The sequence below is a fragment of the Marinobacter sp. LV10R510-11A genome, assembly GCF_900215155.1.
Lineage (GTDB): Bacteria > Pseudomonadota > Gammaproteobacteria > Pseudomonadales > Oleiphilaceae > Marinobacter.
The window spans coordinates 707,750-724,803 of the sequence record NZ_LT907980.1 but is presented as its reverse complement, the minus strand read 5'-3'; the positions used below and the strand labels follow the sequence as shown (position 1 = coordinate 724,803).

13 protein-coding genes are annotated in these 17,054 nt (G+C 51.1%); all 13 read right to left on the bottom strand.

Translation table 11 applies throughout. From position 1 onward, the window contains the following. Positions 1 to 190 precede the first annotated feature (190 nt). Positions 191 to 745 (bottom strand): glycosyltransferase family 4 protein, encoded by a 555-nt coding sequence (locus CPH80_RS03510; RefSeq protein WP_157746845.1) that lies wholly within the window; start codon positions 743 to 745, stop codon positions 191 to 193. A 23-nt stretch (positions 746 to 768) separates the two neighbouring features. Continuing rightward, positions 769 to 2,336 (bottom strand): IS3 family transposase gene (locus CPH80_RS03505; RefSeq protein WP_227520279.1). Its coding sequence is split into 2 segments (ribosomal slippage): positions 769 to 1,848 and positions 1,851 to 2,336, totalling 1,566 coding nucleotides; the frame shifts between segments, so codons are not numbered across the junction. Between the two features lie 33 nt (positions 2,337 to 2,369). Continuing rightward, complete coding sequence (locus CPH80_RS03500) at positions 2,370 to 2,930, bottom strand: hypothetical protein (protein ID WP_157746844.1); 561 nt, start codon at positions 2,928 to 2,930, stop codon at positions 2,370 to 2,372. A 92-nt stretch (positions 2,931 to 3,022) separates the two neighbouring features. Beyond that, complete coding sequence (locus CPH80_RS03495; RefSeq protein ID WP_096275637.1) at positions 3,023 to 4,489, bottom strand: oligosaccharide flippase family protein; 1,467 nt, start codon at positions 4,487 to 4,489, stop codon at positions 3,023 to 3,025. Further along, positions 4,486 to 4,872 (bottom strand): glycosyltransferase, encoded by a 387-nt coding sequence (locus tag CPH80_RS23260; RefSeq protein ID WP_157746929.1) that lies wholly within the window; start codon positions 4,870 to 4,872, stop codon positions 4,486 to 4,488. The genes CPH80_RS03495 and CPH80_RS23260 overlap by 4 nt, the downstream gene beginning before the upstream one ends. A 323-nt stretch (positions 4,873 to 5,195) precedes the next feature. Next, positions 5,196 to 6,554: an O-antigen ligase family protein gene (locus CPH80_RS03485; protein ID WP_096275635.1), complete on the bottom strand. Its 1,359-nt coding sequence runs from the start codon at positions 6,552 to 6,554 to the stop codon at positions 5,196 to 5,198. Positions 6,555 to 6,596: 42 nt separating this feature from the next. After that, positions 6,597 to 7,742 carry a glycosyltransferase gene (locus CPH80_RS03480; RefSeq protein ID WP_096275634.1) on the bottom strand — a complete coding sequence of 382 codons (1,146 nt, stop codon included), beginning with the start codon at positions 7,740 to 7,742 and terminating at the stop codon, positions 6,597 to 6,599. After that, positions 7,739 to 9,634 carry an asparagine synthase (glutamine-hydrolyzing) gene (gene asnB / locus CPH80_RS03475; RefSeq protein ID WP_096275633.1) on the bottom strand — a complete coding sequence of 632 codons (1,896 nt, stop codon included), beginning with the start codon at positions 9,632 to 9,634 and terminating at the stop codon, positions 7,739 to 7,741. The genes CPH80_RS03480 and asnB overlap by 4 nt, the downstream gene beginning before the upstream one ends. Continuing rightward, positions 9,634 to 11,991, bottom strand: a complete 2,358-nt coding sequence (locus CPH80_RS22260) for a glycosyltransferase (protein ID WP_227520335.1) — start codon at positions 11,989 to 11,991, stop codon at positions 9,634 to 9,636. The genes asnB and CPH80_RS22260 overlap by 1 nt, the downstream gene beginning before the upstream one ends. Continuing rightward, the gene (locus CPH80_RS03460) at positions 11,988 to 13,094 is read right to left on the bottom strand and encodes a FemAB family XrtA/PEP-CTERM system-associated protein (RefSeq protein ID WP_096275632.1); all 1,107 of its coding nucleotides are present in this window, start codon (positions 13,092 to 13,094) and stop codon (positions 11,988 to 11,990) included. Before CPH80_RS03460 ends, CPH80_RS22260 begins: the two co-directional genes overlap by 4 nt. Further along, positions 13,084 to 14,211, bottom strand: coding sequence for a GNAT family N-acetyltransferase (locus CPH80_RS03455; RefSeq protein WP_172898581.1), 1,128 nt, complete (start codon positions 14,209 to 14,211; stop codon positions 13,084 to 13,086). Before CPH80_RS03455 ends, CPH80_RS03460 begins: the two co-directional genes overlap by 11 nt. Positions 14,212 to 14,232: 21 nt before the next feature. Next, positions 14,233 to 16,059 (bottom strand): carbamoyltransferase, encoded by a 1,827-nt coding sequence (locus CPH80_RS03450; protein ID WP_096275631.1) that lies wholly within the window; start codon positions 16,057 to 16,059, stop codon positions 14,233 to 14,235. After that, a complete protein-coding gene (locus tag CPH80_RS03445) occupies positions 16,056 to 17,051 on the bottom strand; it encodes a polysaccharide deacetylase family protein (RefSeq protein WP_096281357.1) in 996 nt (331 codons plus the stop codon). Before CPH80_RS03445 ends, CPH80_RS03450 begins: the two co-directional genes overlap by 4 nt. Positions 17,052 to 17,054: the final 3 nt, after the last annotated feature.

Sequence of the window (17,054 nt, the reverse complement as noted above, 5' to 3'; positions counted from 1 at the left end):
CCCGCAATAAGAAAACCCGTAAGCGCTCGACAAACTACACTGGAATGGTTTTGCCCTGGTTCAAAGGCAACAGCCGGTCGAGTTCATCGTCGGTTGTCGGTGTTGGCAGGTTGCCGCCAACCTATTAACATCCCTCACCTCTAAAAAATGTTGGAGTTATTGACCTTGCCCGCAGAATAATTTAGCAACGTTACGGCGCAGCTGATATGAGCCTAAGGTATTCTCGAGCGATTGTTGCCCAGTCAAATCGACCTTCCGCATAGGATGTGCGCTCAGCATTGCTGTTTGCATCGATGGACGACGCACCGTAAAGAGAGAGTGCTGTAAGCCATTCATTCACATTTATATTTGGCATAAGGCAGCCCTGAACTTTTCCCTCAATGATGTCTACCGGCCCTACGGTTCTTGTACTTACCACGGGCGTACCGAAAAATAGTGACTCAGCCACTACCATTCCATAGATTTCGTAATTGCTTGGTAGAATGAATACATCTGACTGCTCGTAAAGGGCAGGCAGTTCCTGCTGGTTCAGCCGACCGATCAGATGGAGGTTATTAAGAAAACGTTCCTTTTGGACTGCTACGACTTCAGCGCGGCAGAGCCCCTCACCCACCATAACAAAATGCTGATCAGGGCTAGCTTTGCTCGCCAACTCGGCGATGAATAGGGGGTTTCTGCGCTGCTCAAGGCTACCTACGTACAAAATCAATTGTTCATTTGCCCCGATATTTACGGTGATTTGCAACCCAGTTGTCCATATAGCTGCGTTTAAGCAGCCTGTTTATTGCGCTCAATTTCCTGCAATTTTCCAGGGTTGAGGGATACGGCTCCGGCGACTGCCCAGTTTCGAGTATCACCAGACCAACGCCTAGGATTCAGACTCTTTGCTCGTTCATAAACCGCTTCACGTTTGGCTAACAACTCTGCATCAACACCCTGGTGCCGTTGTGCGGGCGTCACGAAGTTGATGCCGCTGTGCAGGTGCTCTTCGTTGTAAGCCTGCTCGAACAACAGCATCCATTTGCGCACCGCCGTTAGTGATGAAAAGCCCTTGGCTGGCCATTTTGGACAGTACTTTAGCGTCTTGAACAACGACTCTGAGTAAGGGTTGTCGTTGCTTACTCTGGGTCGGCTGTGAGACATCAGCATACCCAGGTCTGCCAGCCGCGCTTTCAGCGTGTAGGACGTCATCGGCGCGCCGTTATCTGAGTGCAGCACCGGTGGGTTTTGCCAACATCTCTCGCGTAACAGAGCTCGATCAATGAGCTTTTTGGCAAGCTCGCCAGACTCTGATTCGTGGATTTCCCACGCCACGATTTTGCGACTGTAGATGTCCATGATCAGGTACAGATACCAGTGCTGACCGCGCACCTCTGAGGGGCAATAGCTGATGTCCCAGCTCCACACCTGGTTCGGGCCTGTGGCGGTAAAGCTGGTGGGCTCAGGGACCTTGCGCGGCGGTTTCATGCGGCCCCGATGATTCACTTGCTGGTACTTTTTGAGCACTCGGTAGAATGAGGACTCAGAGGCCAGGTAAAGCCCTTTATCAGCCAGTCGAGGCACGATCTGGGACGGTGGCAAGCTCTGGTACTCCCGTTCATTGCAGGTGTCTAGAATGGCCGCTTCTTCAGCGTGAGTGAGCTGGTGTGGCTGCACAACGCGCTCCGCTTGCGGGCGTTGATCTTCCGCTACAGCGCCATTAGCCTGTCGCCAGCGCTTCAACGTGCGCTGACTCAGCTCCATCAAGTCGGCCGCCTTGTACCGGGCTGCGCCACTGGCGACAGCTTCGTCATAGTCGTTTAAAAGCCTTGTACGTTCGGTCAGCGGTGTTAACTGTCCTCGCTGTCCGGGTCCTCGCCGTACAAGGCTTCGAGCTTTTTTGACAGCACCAACAATGAGGTCGTTTCTGCCAGAACCCGATCCTTACGGCGCACTTCCGCTTGCAGCTTCTTGATGGTCTTACGGGCATCACGCTGCTGCTTCTGAGCGGCTTTCCCTTGCCCTTCTTGCAGACCGGCACCGTGTAGGCAGGCGTCTTTCCAGCGTTGTACCTGCTCGGGATACAGACCTTTCTGGCGGCAATACGCACTCAGTTCAGCTTCGGACATAGACGCCGTTTCGATCACGACGGCTAACTTGGCATCAGGAGACCCATCGTCTCCAGCATTACGATAACCCGGCACAGGCACCCCTTGTTGTCGACACTGTTTTAACCAATTGTACAGAGTCACTTCGGATATGCCTTCCTTTGCGGCCACCGACACCACACTGCGGTTCTGCGGAGGTAACAACTTCTTCAACACGGCCGCTTTACGTTCCTCGGAATAACGTGGCATGACTACTCTCATACCGCCCAATCTGACATGAATTCAGGCGAAATCGCCAACTGGACATCTAGGCTGGCAGAGGGGGTTTAGGTTGGCTCTCCAATCGCGATTCTTGCGATTCTTAAATTTGGAAAAGTCCAGTCCGACCGGCACTACGTGAGTGTTTTTATAACCTTTAGAATTCAAAAAGCTCTTCGCTTCAGCCGTTTTGCAAAACGCACCAACCGAAGTAGACCGAAGCATAGGGCGAAAAAGCTTGTGATGAATCGTCCCGTAGAAAGCCCATTTTCGGCCCGGCAAAATCCGATACATCCCCTGATATATACCGAACTTCAGACCCTGTTTGTGGCAAGCCCGAGCTATAAGATAGGACGCAAAATTACCTTCTTCGTTGATTTGTACATAGTCGTATTGCTCCCTGCCCAGCAGCTTGCCAACTTTTAAGTATACCGCTTCGTTAAGCACAGGAATTAAACGAAAGGGAAGCTCAATGACTCTTATAGCGCCTTCGGCTTTCTCTACCAATTTCTCGCTGCATCGGTGCGTAGAAGACGCCATGATTATGTCAACAGTGTGCCCGAGTTCCTGGAATCCTTTTGCCAAGCCCATTTCCTGGGAGTTATAGGAGGTTGGATCCTGCGTAGAGGAATCCGTCCTGAATATTGCGATTTTCATGAGATCCCTTTCAATCTAACTCAATGAGTACGGTTTTTTTTGCGCAACTGACGAAAGAGTTTCAGGCTGTATTCGTATACGTAGCCCCAAGTAGAGCTGCTCTTTGATAGAAAATACGCCAGCGCAAACATCACGCTGCCATAACACAAGACAAATACGACGCCGCTAAGGAATAGAGACAGAAAGCTGTGCTGGAAAATCAAGAGATGTGCCAACGAGGCGCCAGCAAAAGACGCTACCAAAGGAGTCACCAAGAGTATTATCTGAGTTGTAAATCGTGCCCTTATAAGGCGGCTGCAGATGTAAAGAAAGATAATAACTGCGACGAGGCCAATGAAGCTCCTTAACCAGATGAAGCTTGTGAGAGCAAGACCTTGAGCGGCCAATAAAGTCCCAAAAATCAGTATTAAAGATACAGCATCGTACCAAAACACGATCTTGACCTTTGCCAGCGCAAAGCAAACATTATTAAGGATGCCTCCAAGAGCAAACGCAAACAAAAGAGGTGTCATCGCCTGCATCAGTGGAGCAGCCTCAAGCCAATTCTTACCCAGGAGATAGAAAACAATTGGCTCGTAAAACTGATGAATGAAAGCAACAAACGGGGCTGTAAATATCGATATAACCAACAATGCAAGAGAGACCTGTTGCGCCATTTTCTGACGGTCTGTTCGTACGCTGGAAAACATTGCCAGAAGCGGTTCAACGGCCGGCTTAATAATTTCATTCGCCGGCATAATAGTGAACTCCCTTGCAATGTTGAACTTTCCCAATTGTGCAAGCGAGTAAAATTGTGAGATTAATAGAGTATCAGCCTGCGCCCGAAGGTATCCAAGGCTCCCCCGCGCCAGCATCCACTTCGAAAACCCCCACTGCCTACTCGCATTCCGCATCGATAGCCCGGGACGCCTGGCACAGTAGTAATAACTCAGAGCAACGCTCACAAGACTCGAAACAATATCTCCCGCAATGATCGCCCAGAAAGATTGCGTCAATAGCGCAATCACTACAACCACAAGGAAGCTGATTAGTTTCTGAATCACACCAATTTTAAAAATCACTCCGTAGTTTAGATTCCGTCGCTGAACATGAAGCTCAGGATTCATGATAGCTCTTATTAAAATGACAGGAATAAGCGCCCCTACCGCGAAAACAATATTCGGACTCTCATAAAACCAGCTGATCCCTGGAAGCAATAGATAGAGAAGCACACAAACAGACACTTTCAAGAGCAAGTTGAGTGTCCATGCCGTATTAACTGTTTCTTCGCTCGCATCTTCTGACTGGACTAGATACTGCTGAATACCTGTATTTGATAGAACTTCTGAGAAATGAATAATCAGCGCAGCAACTGCGACAATCCCGAAATCCGAAGGCGTAAGTAGTCTCGCCAGTATAAGCGTACTTATTAGACCAAGAGATCGCTGAAAGAAGCGAATCCCAACGAGCAGCCCAGAACTCTGGAATAGCTTCTTGGCGGTACTCACAGGCCCAACATTCCTTTGTCACTATCACATAGGCACTCGTAGCAACCTATCACCCGCTTTGGTGAGAGCGTCCTGACGAATTTTTTAGCGCTTTCCCCCGAATGCTGCGCACTTAATGTTCGATCAGCATTCAACTGATGTAATACAATTGCAAAGCTTTTTATATTACTGGCGCCAGGCAACAGACCGGTTTGCCAGGGAGAGGCGAGATCACGATTTTCCGAGACCCACCGCGCGAGCGGCCAAGCTCCACAAATCATGCCTTCCAACAGTTTCATTGAGGTGCCCTCGGTTTTAGCGCTAAGAAAAAAGTCCATAACGGCGAGTCGCATAGCCGGCTTTGGTATGAATCCTGGAAAAATGGCATTGGTACTGAGGCCAATTTCTTTATCCTCTTATTCGAGCAAACCGAGATTGGGACGGAAGCGCTCATGCTCTGTAAAATAATTTTTACTTTAACGTCTATTGCAGAGATAATAGCGTATACAAATTAGTGTAGTGTTCGCGTCGATTTCGCGCCCTCGGATGTTCTATCTTATTTTATCGACATTGCAATCTATGCGAACTGTAGGATTTTGAAAATTACTCCTCGATAGTCTATTAAAAGGTTTCGAATAACTTGTCGAACTCCTCCTATTTCAATATTAAATACCACTTTCAGAATATTTATAGGCATACGATAATTTCTTATGCCTCAATATTCACTTCATTCACTCTTATGGCGTGTAACAGGTAGTGCATAGCGGTTAGTATTTTTTAGCTTCCTGTTTTCGGGATTGATTGACCTTAGATAATAAATATTGGAAGCTACCGCAATAAACAGAATCAGCCAGTAGAGCATCTCAGATCTCCCACGATCAATAAAACTCGCGGTAATCAAAAAACTCAATAAAGCTCCTTCTAGAGCCAACATCTTAAAATAGGCATCGTAATGTTCAATATTAACCAAATACCGCTTGGTTTTCCGAGATAGATTTAACGTTGAAATAAGTAGTGCCAACAAGACAAAGAATCCTAGCCAACCGATTTCAGAAAGAATCTGAAACCAAGTTGAGTGAGTTGCTTTGCCTTTCTTTCGGCCCTCAAAATAATGCTCAGGAAGATAGTTTGGGCTCAATTCAATGAAGCCTTGGATACCTACACCTAGCGGATAGTCTTGCAATACATCAAACGTTGCCATCCAGAAATCCATTCTGTGAGAACCACTCTTTCCTCCGTCACCAACGTCTTGAAGCGTTTCCATGCGAGACCAGAATGCATCGTCTGCGACGTAGATTGTGCCGGAAAACGCCACCAAAATAACTAGAATTGCCGTTCCTCGTTGTCCTTTTCGTTGATGTCTGGAAAAGATCATATAAAAAAGAAAGAATAATATGCCCACTACTGCTCCGAGAAATGCTCCCCGACTGTTAATCAGAACAATGCCGTTAGCAATTATAGCGCCACAAAAAACTGCCAAAAATTTAATTTTTTTGTTACCCAGCCAAGCCATGTAAGTAAGAATAATCAATGCTGGAACCATAGCCGCTGCGGTCATGTTACCATCACCGCCGGTATCAATCATCCCGATGCCCTCGACCCGTCCCTGCCAGTCCCTACCGACGGAATACGCCATGTAGCCTATGTATGTCACGCCAAAAATATAAACCCAAAGACAGGCGTTCAGAGCCTTTTCTGAATTGATCAGCTTGTAGCTAGCAAGAATAATTACCACAAGCTTTGCGAAATCGTAAGTGAATGCTTTATGAACTCCAGGGACAATAGCAAAATTAGTCATAAGCGAATAGATGACTAGCATTACTAACATCCATTTGAATACTGGCTGTTTTTTCCATTCGGCCTGAGTTGATAATTCTTTATATCGGACTGTCAACATCGTTAGTATCACCAAAGAGGCGATGAAAGAGTACTGGATACCAGGTATGCTAGCGGCCCACCATCGGCTATCTGGGTTTACAAAATAGACCATCTGGTAAACGAGTACCGATGAGACAGGCGTAATGAACAGAGCAGCAAAGATTCCTGCCGTAAATAAAAACAAAAAAAGGAGCGCGAACTTACTCATGGGCTAGTCGATCCAGATGTGAAATATAGATGTTGGGATCATTTAGCATTCACCGTAAATTTCTTCATACTGACAGACCATTGCCCTTGCACTGAACCGGTCTTGAAAGCGTTGGAGAGCAGCACTTCCCAGACAACTTCTAAGAGATGCGTCCTTATGCAGGATTTCTAAAGCTGATGCGAAGAATTGGTACCGGTCTGGTTCTGTCAGTATCCCGGTTACACCGTTCTCAATGATTTCAGGGTTACCACCCACCCGGGTCGCTATCGCTGGTATCCCCAAACTCATGGCCTCAAGTAGTGTCATGGATGTACCTTCTGTATGAGAGGAAAGAAGAAAAACATCCATTGCTGACAAATGGTGTTCCGGCCGATTGAGGAAGCCGGTGAATATGGTGCGACCGCTAATACCAAGTTGACCAGCCAACGCCACAAGCATTGCTTTATCAGGACCATCACCCACCATCAACAAATAGGCATCCGGGTGCTTTTCCGAAAATGCATGAAATGCTGTGAGCATCATCTTTTGGTTCTTTACCGGATCCAGCCGGGAAACCGTTCCTACAACAAATGCCTCAGGGGGTATTCCGAGTTCCTCACGAACTCTTTGAGCTTCACACTCGTTCCGGTTCAGCGGAGCGATTCCGTTATAGATTACCCGGATTTTGCGCCCTGGAATGAACTCATACTTTGTGAGCGCTTCCTTTGTTGCTTCCGAAATGGCGATAACAGCCGGCGTTAGCAAGGCAACAAGTGGATTAATAAGTGCAGCTTTATAGCGATAGCGGTCTGGATAGAAGCGGCCATGCTCGGTAAACACGACGCGCGCCCGCGTACCTATAGCCCCAAGCCAGCCATAAAACCAAGGTGTGTACTGATGGCAATGCACCACATCGAAACGCCCTGCCCTCAAACGCTTTCGGATGGCCGCAATTAACGACCAGTCAAAACCCTGCTTTCGCACCACTTTATGAACGGGTACACCTGACTGCTGGAGTGTTTCCCCAATAGGCCCTATCTGGCCGTCAATACAGAGAATTTCAGATTCGACCCCTTCGGGCGCCATGCCCTGAATGAGCTGCCGGATAACCTGCTCCGTGCCACCGATTCCCATATTGAAGGTAACGTGGAGAACCCTCAGTGGCTTTTGGAGCGGGCGTGCTTCTACCTTGCTCCTATCGCCCGTCATGCGTTCACCTGATACTGCTGCCACCAGAGTTCAAAGGTCAGTAAAGACCACAGCTCCTGCGTAAACTGATCGTCATCCGCCAGGTGTTTTTCCCAGAGTTTGCGGATACCTGCAGGTTCGAAAAAATTGGCAACGCCGCTATTTGGAGATAATAAAAGCTGCTCAACGATAGGCTTTAGCTCATGGCGCAACCAATGTGCCAAAGGAACCGAGAAACCCATTTTCTTTCGATACAGAATGTCTTCTGGCAGCATGCGCTCAAACGCTTTTTTAAGAATGTACTTCTTTTCTTTGCCGTGGAGTTTTAGTGCTGCAGGTATCTGCGCAGCATACTCCACCACCCTGTAATCCAGAAGCGGGGCTCTGGTTTCCAGCGAATTTGCCATGCTCATGCGGTCTACCTTTACCAGGATATCTCCTGGAAGGTAGGTTTTGATGTCGGTATAGAGAATGCTGGAAAGGTGATCGTCTGTGTCGGCATTCTGGTAATGAGCACGGGTGATATCTGCAGGATCGTAATCGCGGGTTTCCCGTTTTAGCTCGCCCTTCACAAGATCATTCCACACATCTCTTCGAAAGAAGCTGTTCGTGATGAAAAAAGCCTCGTCCGGATCCATTGCCAGTGTTCCTAGGAGTGATTTGGCTTTCCGCGTTGGGCCGCTGTTTACCATTCCTGCCAGGCGGGCGAGCCCTGGAAATAGGCTGTGGCGAAGTGCGGCGGGGAACATACCTCGTAACCGATTTTCAACGTGGTCTGTGTAGTATTTGCTATAACCTGCAAAATTCTCATCGCCGCCGTCGCCAGCCAGTGCAACAGTAACTTTTTGACGGGCTAGTTGTGATACGAAGTACGTGGGAACAAATGAAGGATCCGCAAAGGGCTCGTCAAAGAAGCGCGCAATATTGCTAAGGCTCTCCGCAACATTGTCTTTAACGGTAAATTCGTGGTGATCTGTTTTGAACTGCTCGGCAATTTTTTTGGCCCAGTGCACTTCATCAAATCGTTTTGAATCAAACCCGATAGCGCAGGTTGTCACCGGCTTATTGGTGTGGCCAGCCATTAACCCGACAACCGCACTCGAATCAATTCCGCCGCTCAGGAATGCTCCAAGGGGCACATCACTGACCATGCGTAGGCGAACTGCATCGTCAATCAGGTTGTAGAGGCCATCCTCCAGTTCGCCAAGGCTAGCGCTTGAGGGAGACCCGAACGATACATCCCAATACTGTTCCTGGTGTGTGCTAATTCCATCTGTCATCAGCCAGTGGCCAGGGGCCAGTTTGTGGACGTTTTTGTAGATGGTTTTCGGGTCCGGTATGTACTGGTAGAAAAAGAAATCTTTGATTGCGTCGTAGCGCAACTCGGTTTTAACGAAGGGTGCAGGTGTTAGGGCCTTTAACTCTGAGGCAAAGGCAAACTGGCCGTCAGCTTCGTAAAAATACAGTGGTTTTTTACCGAGGCGATCTCGTGCCAAAAAAAGCTTCCGGGCTGTGCGATCCCAAATGGCCAGGGCAAACATGCCATTCAGCAGATGGAGACATTCCGGGCCATGTAGTTCGTAGAGCGCCAGCAGAACTTCTGTATCGGTTCTTGTGCGAAAACTATGGCCTTGGCTGAAGAGCTCGTCACGCAATTCCTGAAAGTTGTAAATCTCGCCGTTATACGCAACAACGTAGCGCTCTGAGCCAGACACCATGGGCTGAGTGCCTGCATCACTGAGATCAAGTATGCTCAGCCTGCGGTGTACGAGCCCGACTGCATCATCCAGCCACGTTGAGCCGGCATCTGGCCCGCGGTGAATGATTGCTTGCCCCATGCTCTCCAGCCAAAGCTGGTGAGCATCCCGATCAGGTGTTGAGGCAGTGCGCAGGAAACCGGCCAGTCCACACATCAGTTGGCATCCATTTGAGGCGATGGTATTTCTTTGGCTTTGCCTGTCAGCGTTCGGAACAGATCCTCATACTCGTTCGCCATCCGGGCAGCGGAATAACGCACATTTATCATTTTCCGGGCATTGCGGCTGAGGGTCGCCGCTAACTCGGGATCACCGAGAAATTGTTTGCAGCAGGCCGCTAGCGCGGCCTTGTCACCAAACGGTGCAAGTAGCCCGGTTTTGCCATGTTCCACCAGCTGATCAACACCGGGAATGTCATAGGCAACCACCGGAACACCGACTGCCATGGCTTCCATCATGCACCGGGGAATGCCTTCCAGTGAGGAGGTCATGACAAACAGGCTAAACTTTGAGAGCAGTGCCAACCGGTCGCTGCGAAAACCCAAAAACTCAACAGCATTTACACTACTCAACGCTGCGGCCTGGCGTTCCAGTTCCTGCCTTTGGCTGCCATCACCGAGAAGTTGCAAACGCAGGTCTGGCTCCTGTTGATAGAGCTGATCAAAAACCTCGATAAGGTCTGGGATGCCTTTCCGGGGAATCATCTGGCCAATAAAGCCGATGATTCGGGAGTCTGTATCGGGGCCCCTATCTTCTGGCAGATTTGCCAGCGCTGCGTCAATTTCCGTGAGATCAACGCCGTTCCGAATAAAGGACGTTTTAGACTCGGGCACTTTGAACCGCTTCATATCTTCCATAAGCTCCTCGGAAAGAGGAACGACCTGGTCAAAGTAGCGAAGTATATGAGTGCCAATGCGGATAAATGTCGCAAGCTTGAAGCCAACATCGCCCGAGAAACCGTGAGGGGTGCTCACACAGGCAATGCCTGCGCGCTTAGCCGCGAGAAGCCCTAATATGTCGGATTTGTATCCGTGGGTATGAATAACGTCAATCTGATTTTCGCGTATGACTTTGCACAACCTGCCAACTACCCGGAAATCGAAACGGCCGTGCATATCCAGGTAGTGAACCTGCTGGCCGTGATCGTGAGGATAATATTCGGCCACGGATAGGTCTTGATCAGGAGATTCCCGAGTAACCGCGAGATCACAGATAACGTCGTCATGGTTGATGTTGTTGGCCATGGCAAGAACCCAGCGCTCTGCCCCATAGAAACCCGCTGGGGTTATGAACTGAAGTACGCGCAGCTTTCTCTCTGACTCTGACACTGATTCCGACACTCTGAAGTTTCCTTTTTCGGTGTTTCGTGCACTATTCCACGTTACTTGGGTCCGCCCCTGAACCGCCTTCACAATGCCTCTTACGGCATAGCCGTTCACCATCACAAAGTAATAAGGGGTAGCAATCCAGGTGGGCAGTTGGTTGCGGTTATCCGATAGGTGCCCTACAAGCGTAAGCGTCAGTATTACTAATGTCCCTACGGTTATCAGCTGAAACAGTCCGAAACCTGCAAAGGCCAGAACAATGCTGCCTGCAACCCCCACGAGTAGGAACAAGGGAATCAGCCAACGCAGCAACTTGTGAGATATAACCTCAAACGCGAACACACCGCTTTTCGCAGGGTTCATTACCTGCCCTACCCGCATCAGGCCGCGGATGCTGCGGTTTACGATGCGTTCTTTACGGGCCACTTCCCGGTCGAAATCGCCGGCTGTTTCTTCAAAGCAGCGGGCCTCGGCATCGAACACGCCCCGGTAGCCTTTGGCGATAATCTGTAGGGGATTCACAAAATCGTTGATGTCCTGCTGCTGCAATGGTTCCCAGAGCTTGGTGCGAATGGCGTAGATGGCGCCGTCTCCGCCCACTACGGAATGCAGGCGGGATTCCATGGCTTTGATGGCCAGTTCATAGCGCCAGTAGAGGTTTTCATTGCGGGCGCTGGCGCCTTGGTTGCCGTCTGTGTATAAGGCGGCACCCACTGCATAGCCCACATCCAGATCTGCAAAGTTGCGCACCAGTTTGCTGATTGCGTCGCTGGCGTACATGGCATTGGCGTCGCTGAACACGGTTATGTCGGCTTCAATCTGCTCCATGGCCAAGTTGATGCCCATGGTTTTACCTAGCCGGCCTTCTTGGCGAATGAGCAAGATACGCTCGTCCTTAAACTCTTTTGCTGCCTCATCGGTTCCATCGTCTGAGCCGTCTGATACTACGATGATTTGAAGCAGTTCTTCTGGGTAATCTAGCTCCAAAGCGTTCTGCAGTTTCTCGCGGATCACGCTTTCTTCGTTGTAGCAGGAGATAACCAGAGCAACGGAAGGTTTGTGCTCGCCGCGACGGTGAGTGATCTCCGGCAGGCCCCGGGTTAGCAGCCACAGTAAGGCCGGGTACCCGAAGTACACGTACACGGGAACCGCAAGGCAAAGCAGTGTTATCAGCAGTACAAACGTCATAAGGTGATATACCGTCTTAGTTTTGGGCCGAGCCAGTTGGTAAACGGCAGCGGCATGCGGCGCCAGATGTTTTCAATTAGGGGCCTTAGCCGGGATGTGGCAGATGCCCTAGTGCCGTTTAGCTCCACGCTGGCCGGGATTGCTTCGCCGTTACGATAAGTGGTCCAGATGAGCTCATAAGGTTGCGCGCCCCACTGCTTTTTGAAGCGGTAGGTACCTTCATTCAGGGTGGAGCGGCCAAAGTCGAACTGGGTATAGCCCAGATCACACACGTGGCTTAGCAGGGTCCAATACAGCAGCATATTGGGCGCTAGTCGGTTGAACTCTTCCAGTGTAGAGGCCCAGGGAATGCAGGCTTGTTTGCCGCCAAGCAGAACAATGCCGGCGCCTACGGGCGTATCGTTCTGAAACACCACGCCAATCACCATGTGCTCACCGTAAGCGGCCTTCAACTCCTGAAACCACTGCAAGCTGTGCACAGGCGAGCCTAGCCTTCGCATGTTCTGGGCGAACACGTCGTAAAAGAGGTTTACGGCATCCGCTTCTGTGCGCAGTTCAGACCTGAGGCCGTTTTTCTCCGCCTTGCGAATCTGGCTGCGTAGCTTGGGCTTGTAGCTTTTGAACAGGGCCTCGCTGCTTTCTGGTAAATCACACAGCATTCGCACTTTTGTGTTGCCTGGCAGCGCCTGGGCTGTTTGTTCGGTTTCCAGCGCAGCTTCTCTTTCCAATACAGCTCCGCCTTCACGGATTTCCAAGATTTTGATGCGATTGGTCTTTGCCAGTGTTTTGGCTTCGGCAATCAGCCGTTCGGCAATGTCTGCGCTGTCTGCCAGTGCACCGGCCAGATCGCAGAATGGCAGAGAGACCAGGCTTGCTGTTCCGATGGGTGGTTTTACTTCGACCAAGGGCAGCACACCACACAGGCTTCCGTTGTGGTGAACGGTTATCAGCCAGCCGGTATGGCCATAGGCACGTTCTGTGGCCTGCAGCCAGGCGCTGCGGTGATACGGCGTTGCCTGTGGATGGCTAGCCACATACCGGTCGTATTCGTGTTTCGGAAATATGTTAAATCTTGACGCCTGTGTTTGGAGATCAGCGCTCATAGCCTGCACCAGCCTCCTTTAGCCAACGGTGTTTTGCTCGCCTTGCAACGTCTTCTAGCTTCAGTTTGAAGCGTGGGCGCTGCAGGGCGATTTGAACCAAATTGCGATGAAAACGACCCAGGTTGGATTTATAACGCTCATCTCCACCCATAAAATCGTAATAATGAAAGCCGTGATGGCGATAATCTTCAATGCACAGGCTGTGGCCCAGCAAACCGGGTTTGAGGCGGTTATCGCTTTCAACGGCCATGCCGCCCAGGTAGAAGTACACTACCTGGTTGTGCAACAGGTTATAAAAGCAGGCGATCTCTTCATCGCCGGCCATTACCGTAATCAAATCAACGCCGCCTTCGGACCACTGCGTTCGAACCAGCTCCCGGTGGAAGCGCACAAAATCTGGGTTGGCAAACCCGCTTTGGTCTGGCCCGTGGCCCCAGCGTTCAAGATGCTTGGGCCCGATGGCATCAAATACTGCCAGCGCCTCTTCTGTGGAATCTGGGCGCACCAGTTTTACTTCGCCGCGTTCGCCATAAAGCCGGTGGGCGCGATTTATTTGATGGCGAGTATTGCGAGAGAGCGTATCGAGATAATGCTCACCACTTCGGCGCAGGCCATCAAGGTCCACCCCGAAACAGGGGGCTTCCCAGCGCAAGTGCTTGAACAGGCCGGTGATCTTGGCATACCGGTCGGCTTCCTCGGCATCAATAGCACCGAGCACAAATTCGTCCCAGCCTGGCATGGCCTCGCACAGGTGTTCTAGGCAGGCTTTAGCCACTGCATCTTCTTTGCCGCGCTCGGCCAGGAATCCGTTGTACTCAATCCAGATCTGATCGAGCAGTTTGTGGCCGGTTTGGTGCAGGCGCAGGCAACGGGATTTCAGAACCCCATGGCGGCGCTCGTCGGTTTCTACCACTAATCCCAGGCCAACTAGCCGCTCCCCTTCCATTACGCGAAGCACCAGCGCATCTGGCTTATAGACATTGAGCCAATGCCCAAGCCATTGCCAGGAAAGAAACACCGTGGGTTGTGCACGGTGCTCCAAGTCCAGCCAGTCGCTACGCAGTGTTGCGCACCCGGCGGCTGGCTCTGTTGTCACGGTCAGCAATGCTGCTGTCATGGTGTTACATCCGTTACCAGATCAATGTTCCGGGTTCGGGTGTTTTACCAAGAACGGGCCTATCGCAAGATAGTCCAGCGCGCCCTGAATGAAGGCTCTCACGCCATCTTTCGGGGTATTGACGATGGGCTCTTCGTGCATGTTGAAGCTGGTGTTGATCAGGCTGGGAATGCCGCTGAGCTTTTCATATTCACTCAATATGTCGTAATAACCCGGGTTGGCTTCGCGACGGATAAGCTGCGGCCTGGCTGTGCCATCCACGTGCACAGCTGCCGGGCAGCTTTCACGCATGAAGTCGGTGCAGTCGAAGGTGACTGTCATGAATTCGGCGGCGTGCTCTGCGCCTTTGATGTTCAGGTAGCACTTTTCCCGGGCCTCGTAGAGGGTGACCGGGGCAAAGGGCATAAATTCGGTGCGGCCTAGGCGCTTGTTCAGCCACTGGTTCACTTCTGGCTCACGGGCGTGATACAAAATGGAGCGGTTACCCAAGGATCTGGGGCCGTATTCCATGCGACCGTCGAACCGTGCAACCACTTCGCCGCCGTGAATCAGTGCGGCAACCTCTGCGGCTAGGTTCTCAGGGCGCCTATATTGGAGGTTTTCAGCCTTCAGCGCTTTTTCGAGTTCAGCTTCGGTATAGTCCGGGCCCATGTAGGCGTTGGTAATGGAGGGTTTCACCCCGCCCGGCCAGCTGTGATAGAGCGCAGCACCGGTACCACAGCCACCGTCTCCCATATTCGGGTACACGAAGATGTGGTTAACGCCTTCGATTTCAAAGATGCGCTGGTTCAGTTTTACGTTAGCGGTTACCCCACCCGAGAGTACGATGGTGTCGATCCCAGTTTTCTCTACCCAGTAGCGGATATAGTTGGTGGCTACTTTCTCGAGTACATATTGGTATGCAGCAGCCACGTCGATCTTCGGAAACTTTGACGCCAGGTAGCGGGAGAAAAACACGTTGTTGGCTTCGTAAATCCGGAAATCGCCGGGTGTTTGTTCGATGCGCGAGAGAAGAATCTCCCCCAGAATTTTGGGGTCGCCGTAAGAGGCAAGGCCTACAATTTTGCCTTCGTGGCGGCTGGGCTTAAAACCAAGGCTGGAGGTAACGTGCTCGTAAAGCGTACCCAGGGAATTCGGGAATGACAGGCCATGCAGCCGGTGAATTTTGCCATCGTGCCCTTCGCTGACGGAACCGGCAAGCCCAGAACCATAGCCATCCAGAGTCACACACAGTGCCCGCTCATAACCGCTGCACAGAAAGCTGTTGGCAGCGTGGGACAGGTGATGATCCATGCGTTTAACCGGGCCGGTCCAGCCCATGTCGCTCAGGCCCTGAGTCAGGTCTTTTTCCCATTGCTGGAAAGACTCTGTGGCGCCTTCGCCCCAGTGTCGGGATGACTTGAGCGCCGCGTTGTTTGAAGCCAGCTTCTGCACGCCCGCCATGTTGTAGTAGGAGTTATGGAGAAAGCCCTTTTCCATAATGGCATTTGGATGCTCAAGGCCATGAATGGGCTGATTGCGATCAGGCACCTGGCTTAGTGCTTCTTTAATCTGCGGGCCCATGTCCTTTGGCTGGAAACCTTTGATAAAGGTTTTCTCATCTTCCAGGTTTTTGGTGAACAGTTTTTGCTCGTTCTCCCAAGTGAGGAATGGGTAGCACACGAGATCTATGTCGCTCATGGAGAGCCCCGTGTACGCAAGCGCTTTTTCCAGTGCCAGGCGCGGGAAGCCAGACTGCTGTTTGGTTCTGGTAAAACGTTCTTCGCCGGCGGCAAAAAGAATGTTGCCATCCTCAACAATTGAGACCGTTGAATCCTTGTCTAGCGGGGATATCCCGAGCACCTTCATGCCTTACTCTCCATATGCTTGCGTATGCGGATGGGCGATGACGCCTGGCCGCCTAATTCGTTGAAAAAGAAGTCGAAAAATCGACGAAAACTGTCTAAAAATGCTTTTAGCTGGGCTTCATTTTGTACGTACGAGGTATTACCCGGTACGACGCTTGGGCTGTGGAAGCTCCAGGTAAATGTTCGCACGCCCTGCTTGTAGAGCGCTCTTACAAGTTTGATGTGCTCTGCGGGCGTATAGCCCTCCGGCGAAAGCATAAGCCTGTCCACTGCGCCGATTCGCGACAGAATGCCCGGCGCTTTGAACTTGCGCAGGCGCTGGGCCGCTTCAAACAGTGGGATTGCCACAGGCTGAGCCCAACCGATAAACCCGCCGGTGCAGGGTATTTCTAAGATGGGCTTATCCGAACCCCCGAACCAGAATGGGTGCGCATCAAACCTGCGATAATCCGGCCCGCCGTCGCCACGGGCATCCAGAGGCGGGCAAACCGACAGATCAATATTGAACCCCAGCTCTTGAAGAATGCCTGTGGTGTTCGGCCCAAAGCCATATCGCCCGGCTTTGTAAGCCACGGGCGCCTGGCCAAAGTTTTGTTTAACGGTGTCGCGCAAAAGCCGAAGCTTTTCCCGCTCCAGAGCTTCCGGAAGGTTGCCGGGGTACATATTCGACCGGGAAAGCACTTCTTCTTGGGGTGGATTCACCCAGGGGTGGAGATGGGCTCCAATTTCGCACTGGCCTTTTTCTGCAAATTGTTTCAGCAGCCCATAGCCCTGGGGCTGGCTGGCAACTGGATAGTCGATAACGTAACAGGGGCAAATGCCGTACTCGTTGAAGATGGCCTGGGCGCGATCGATGTGCGCCATGGCAGATACCCGGTTAGCGTTGGCGTCTGGCTCGGCGCTCCAATCAAACTCTTCTTCGGTATCGATCACCACAACCAACTTTGGTGGTGTCTCCGGCGGAAGCCGTATATCCTTTTTTTGCTCAAACATGAT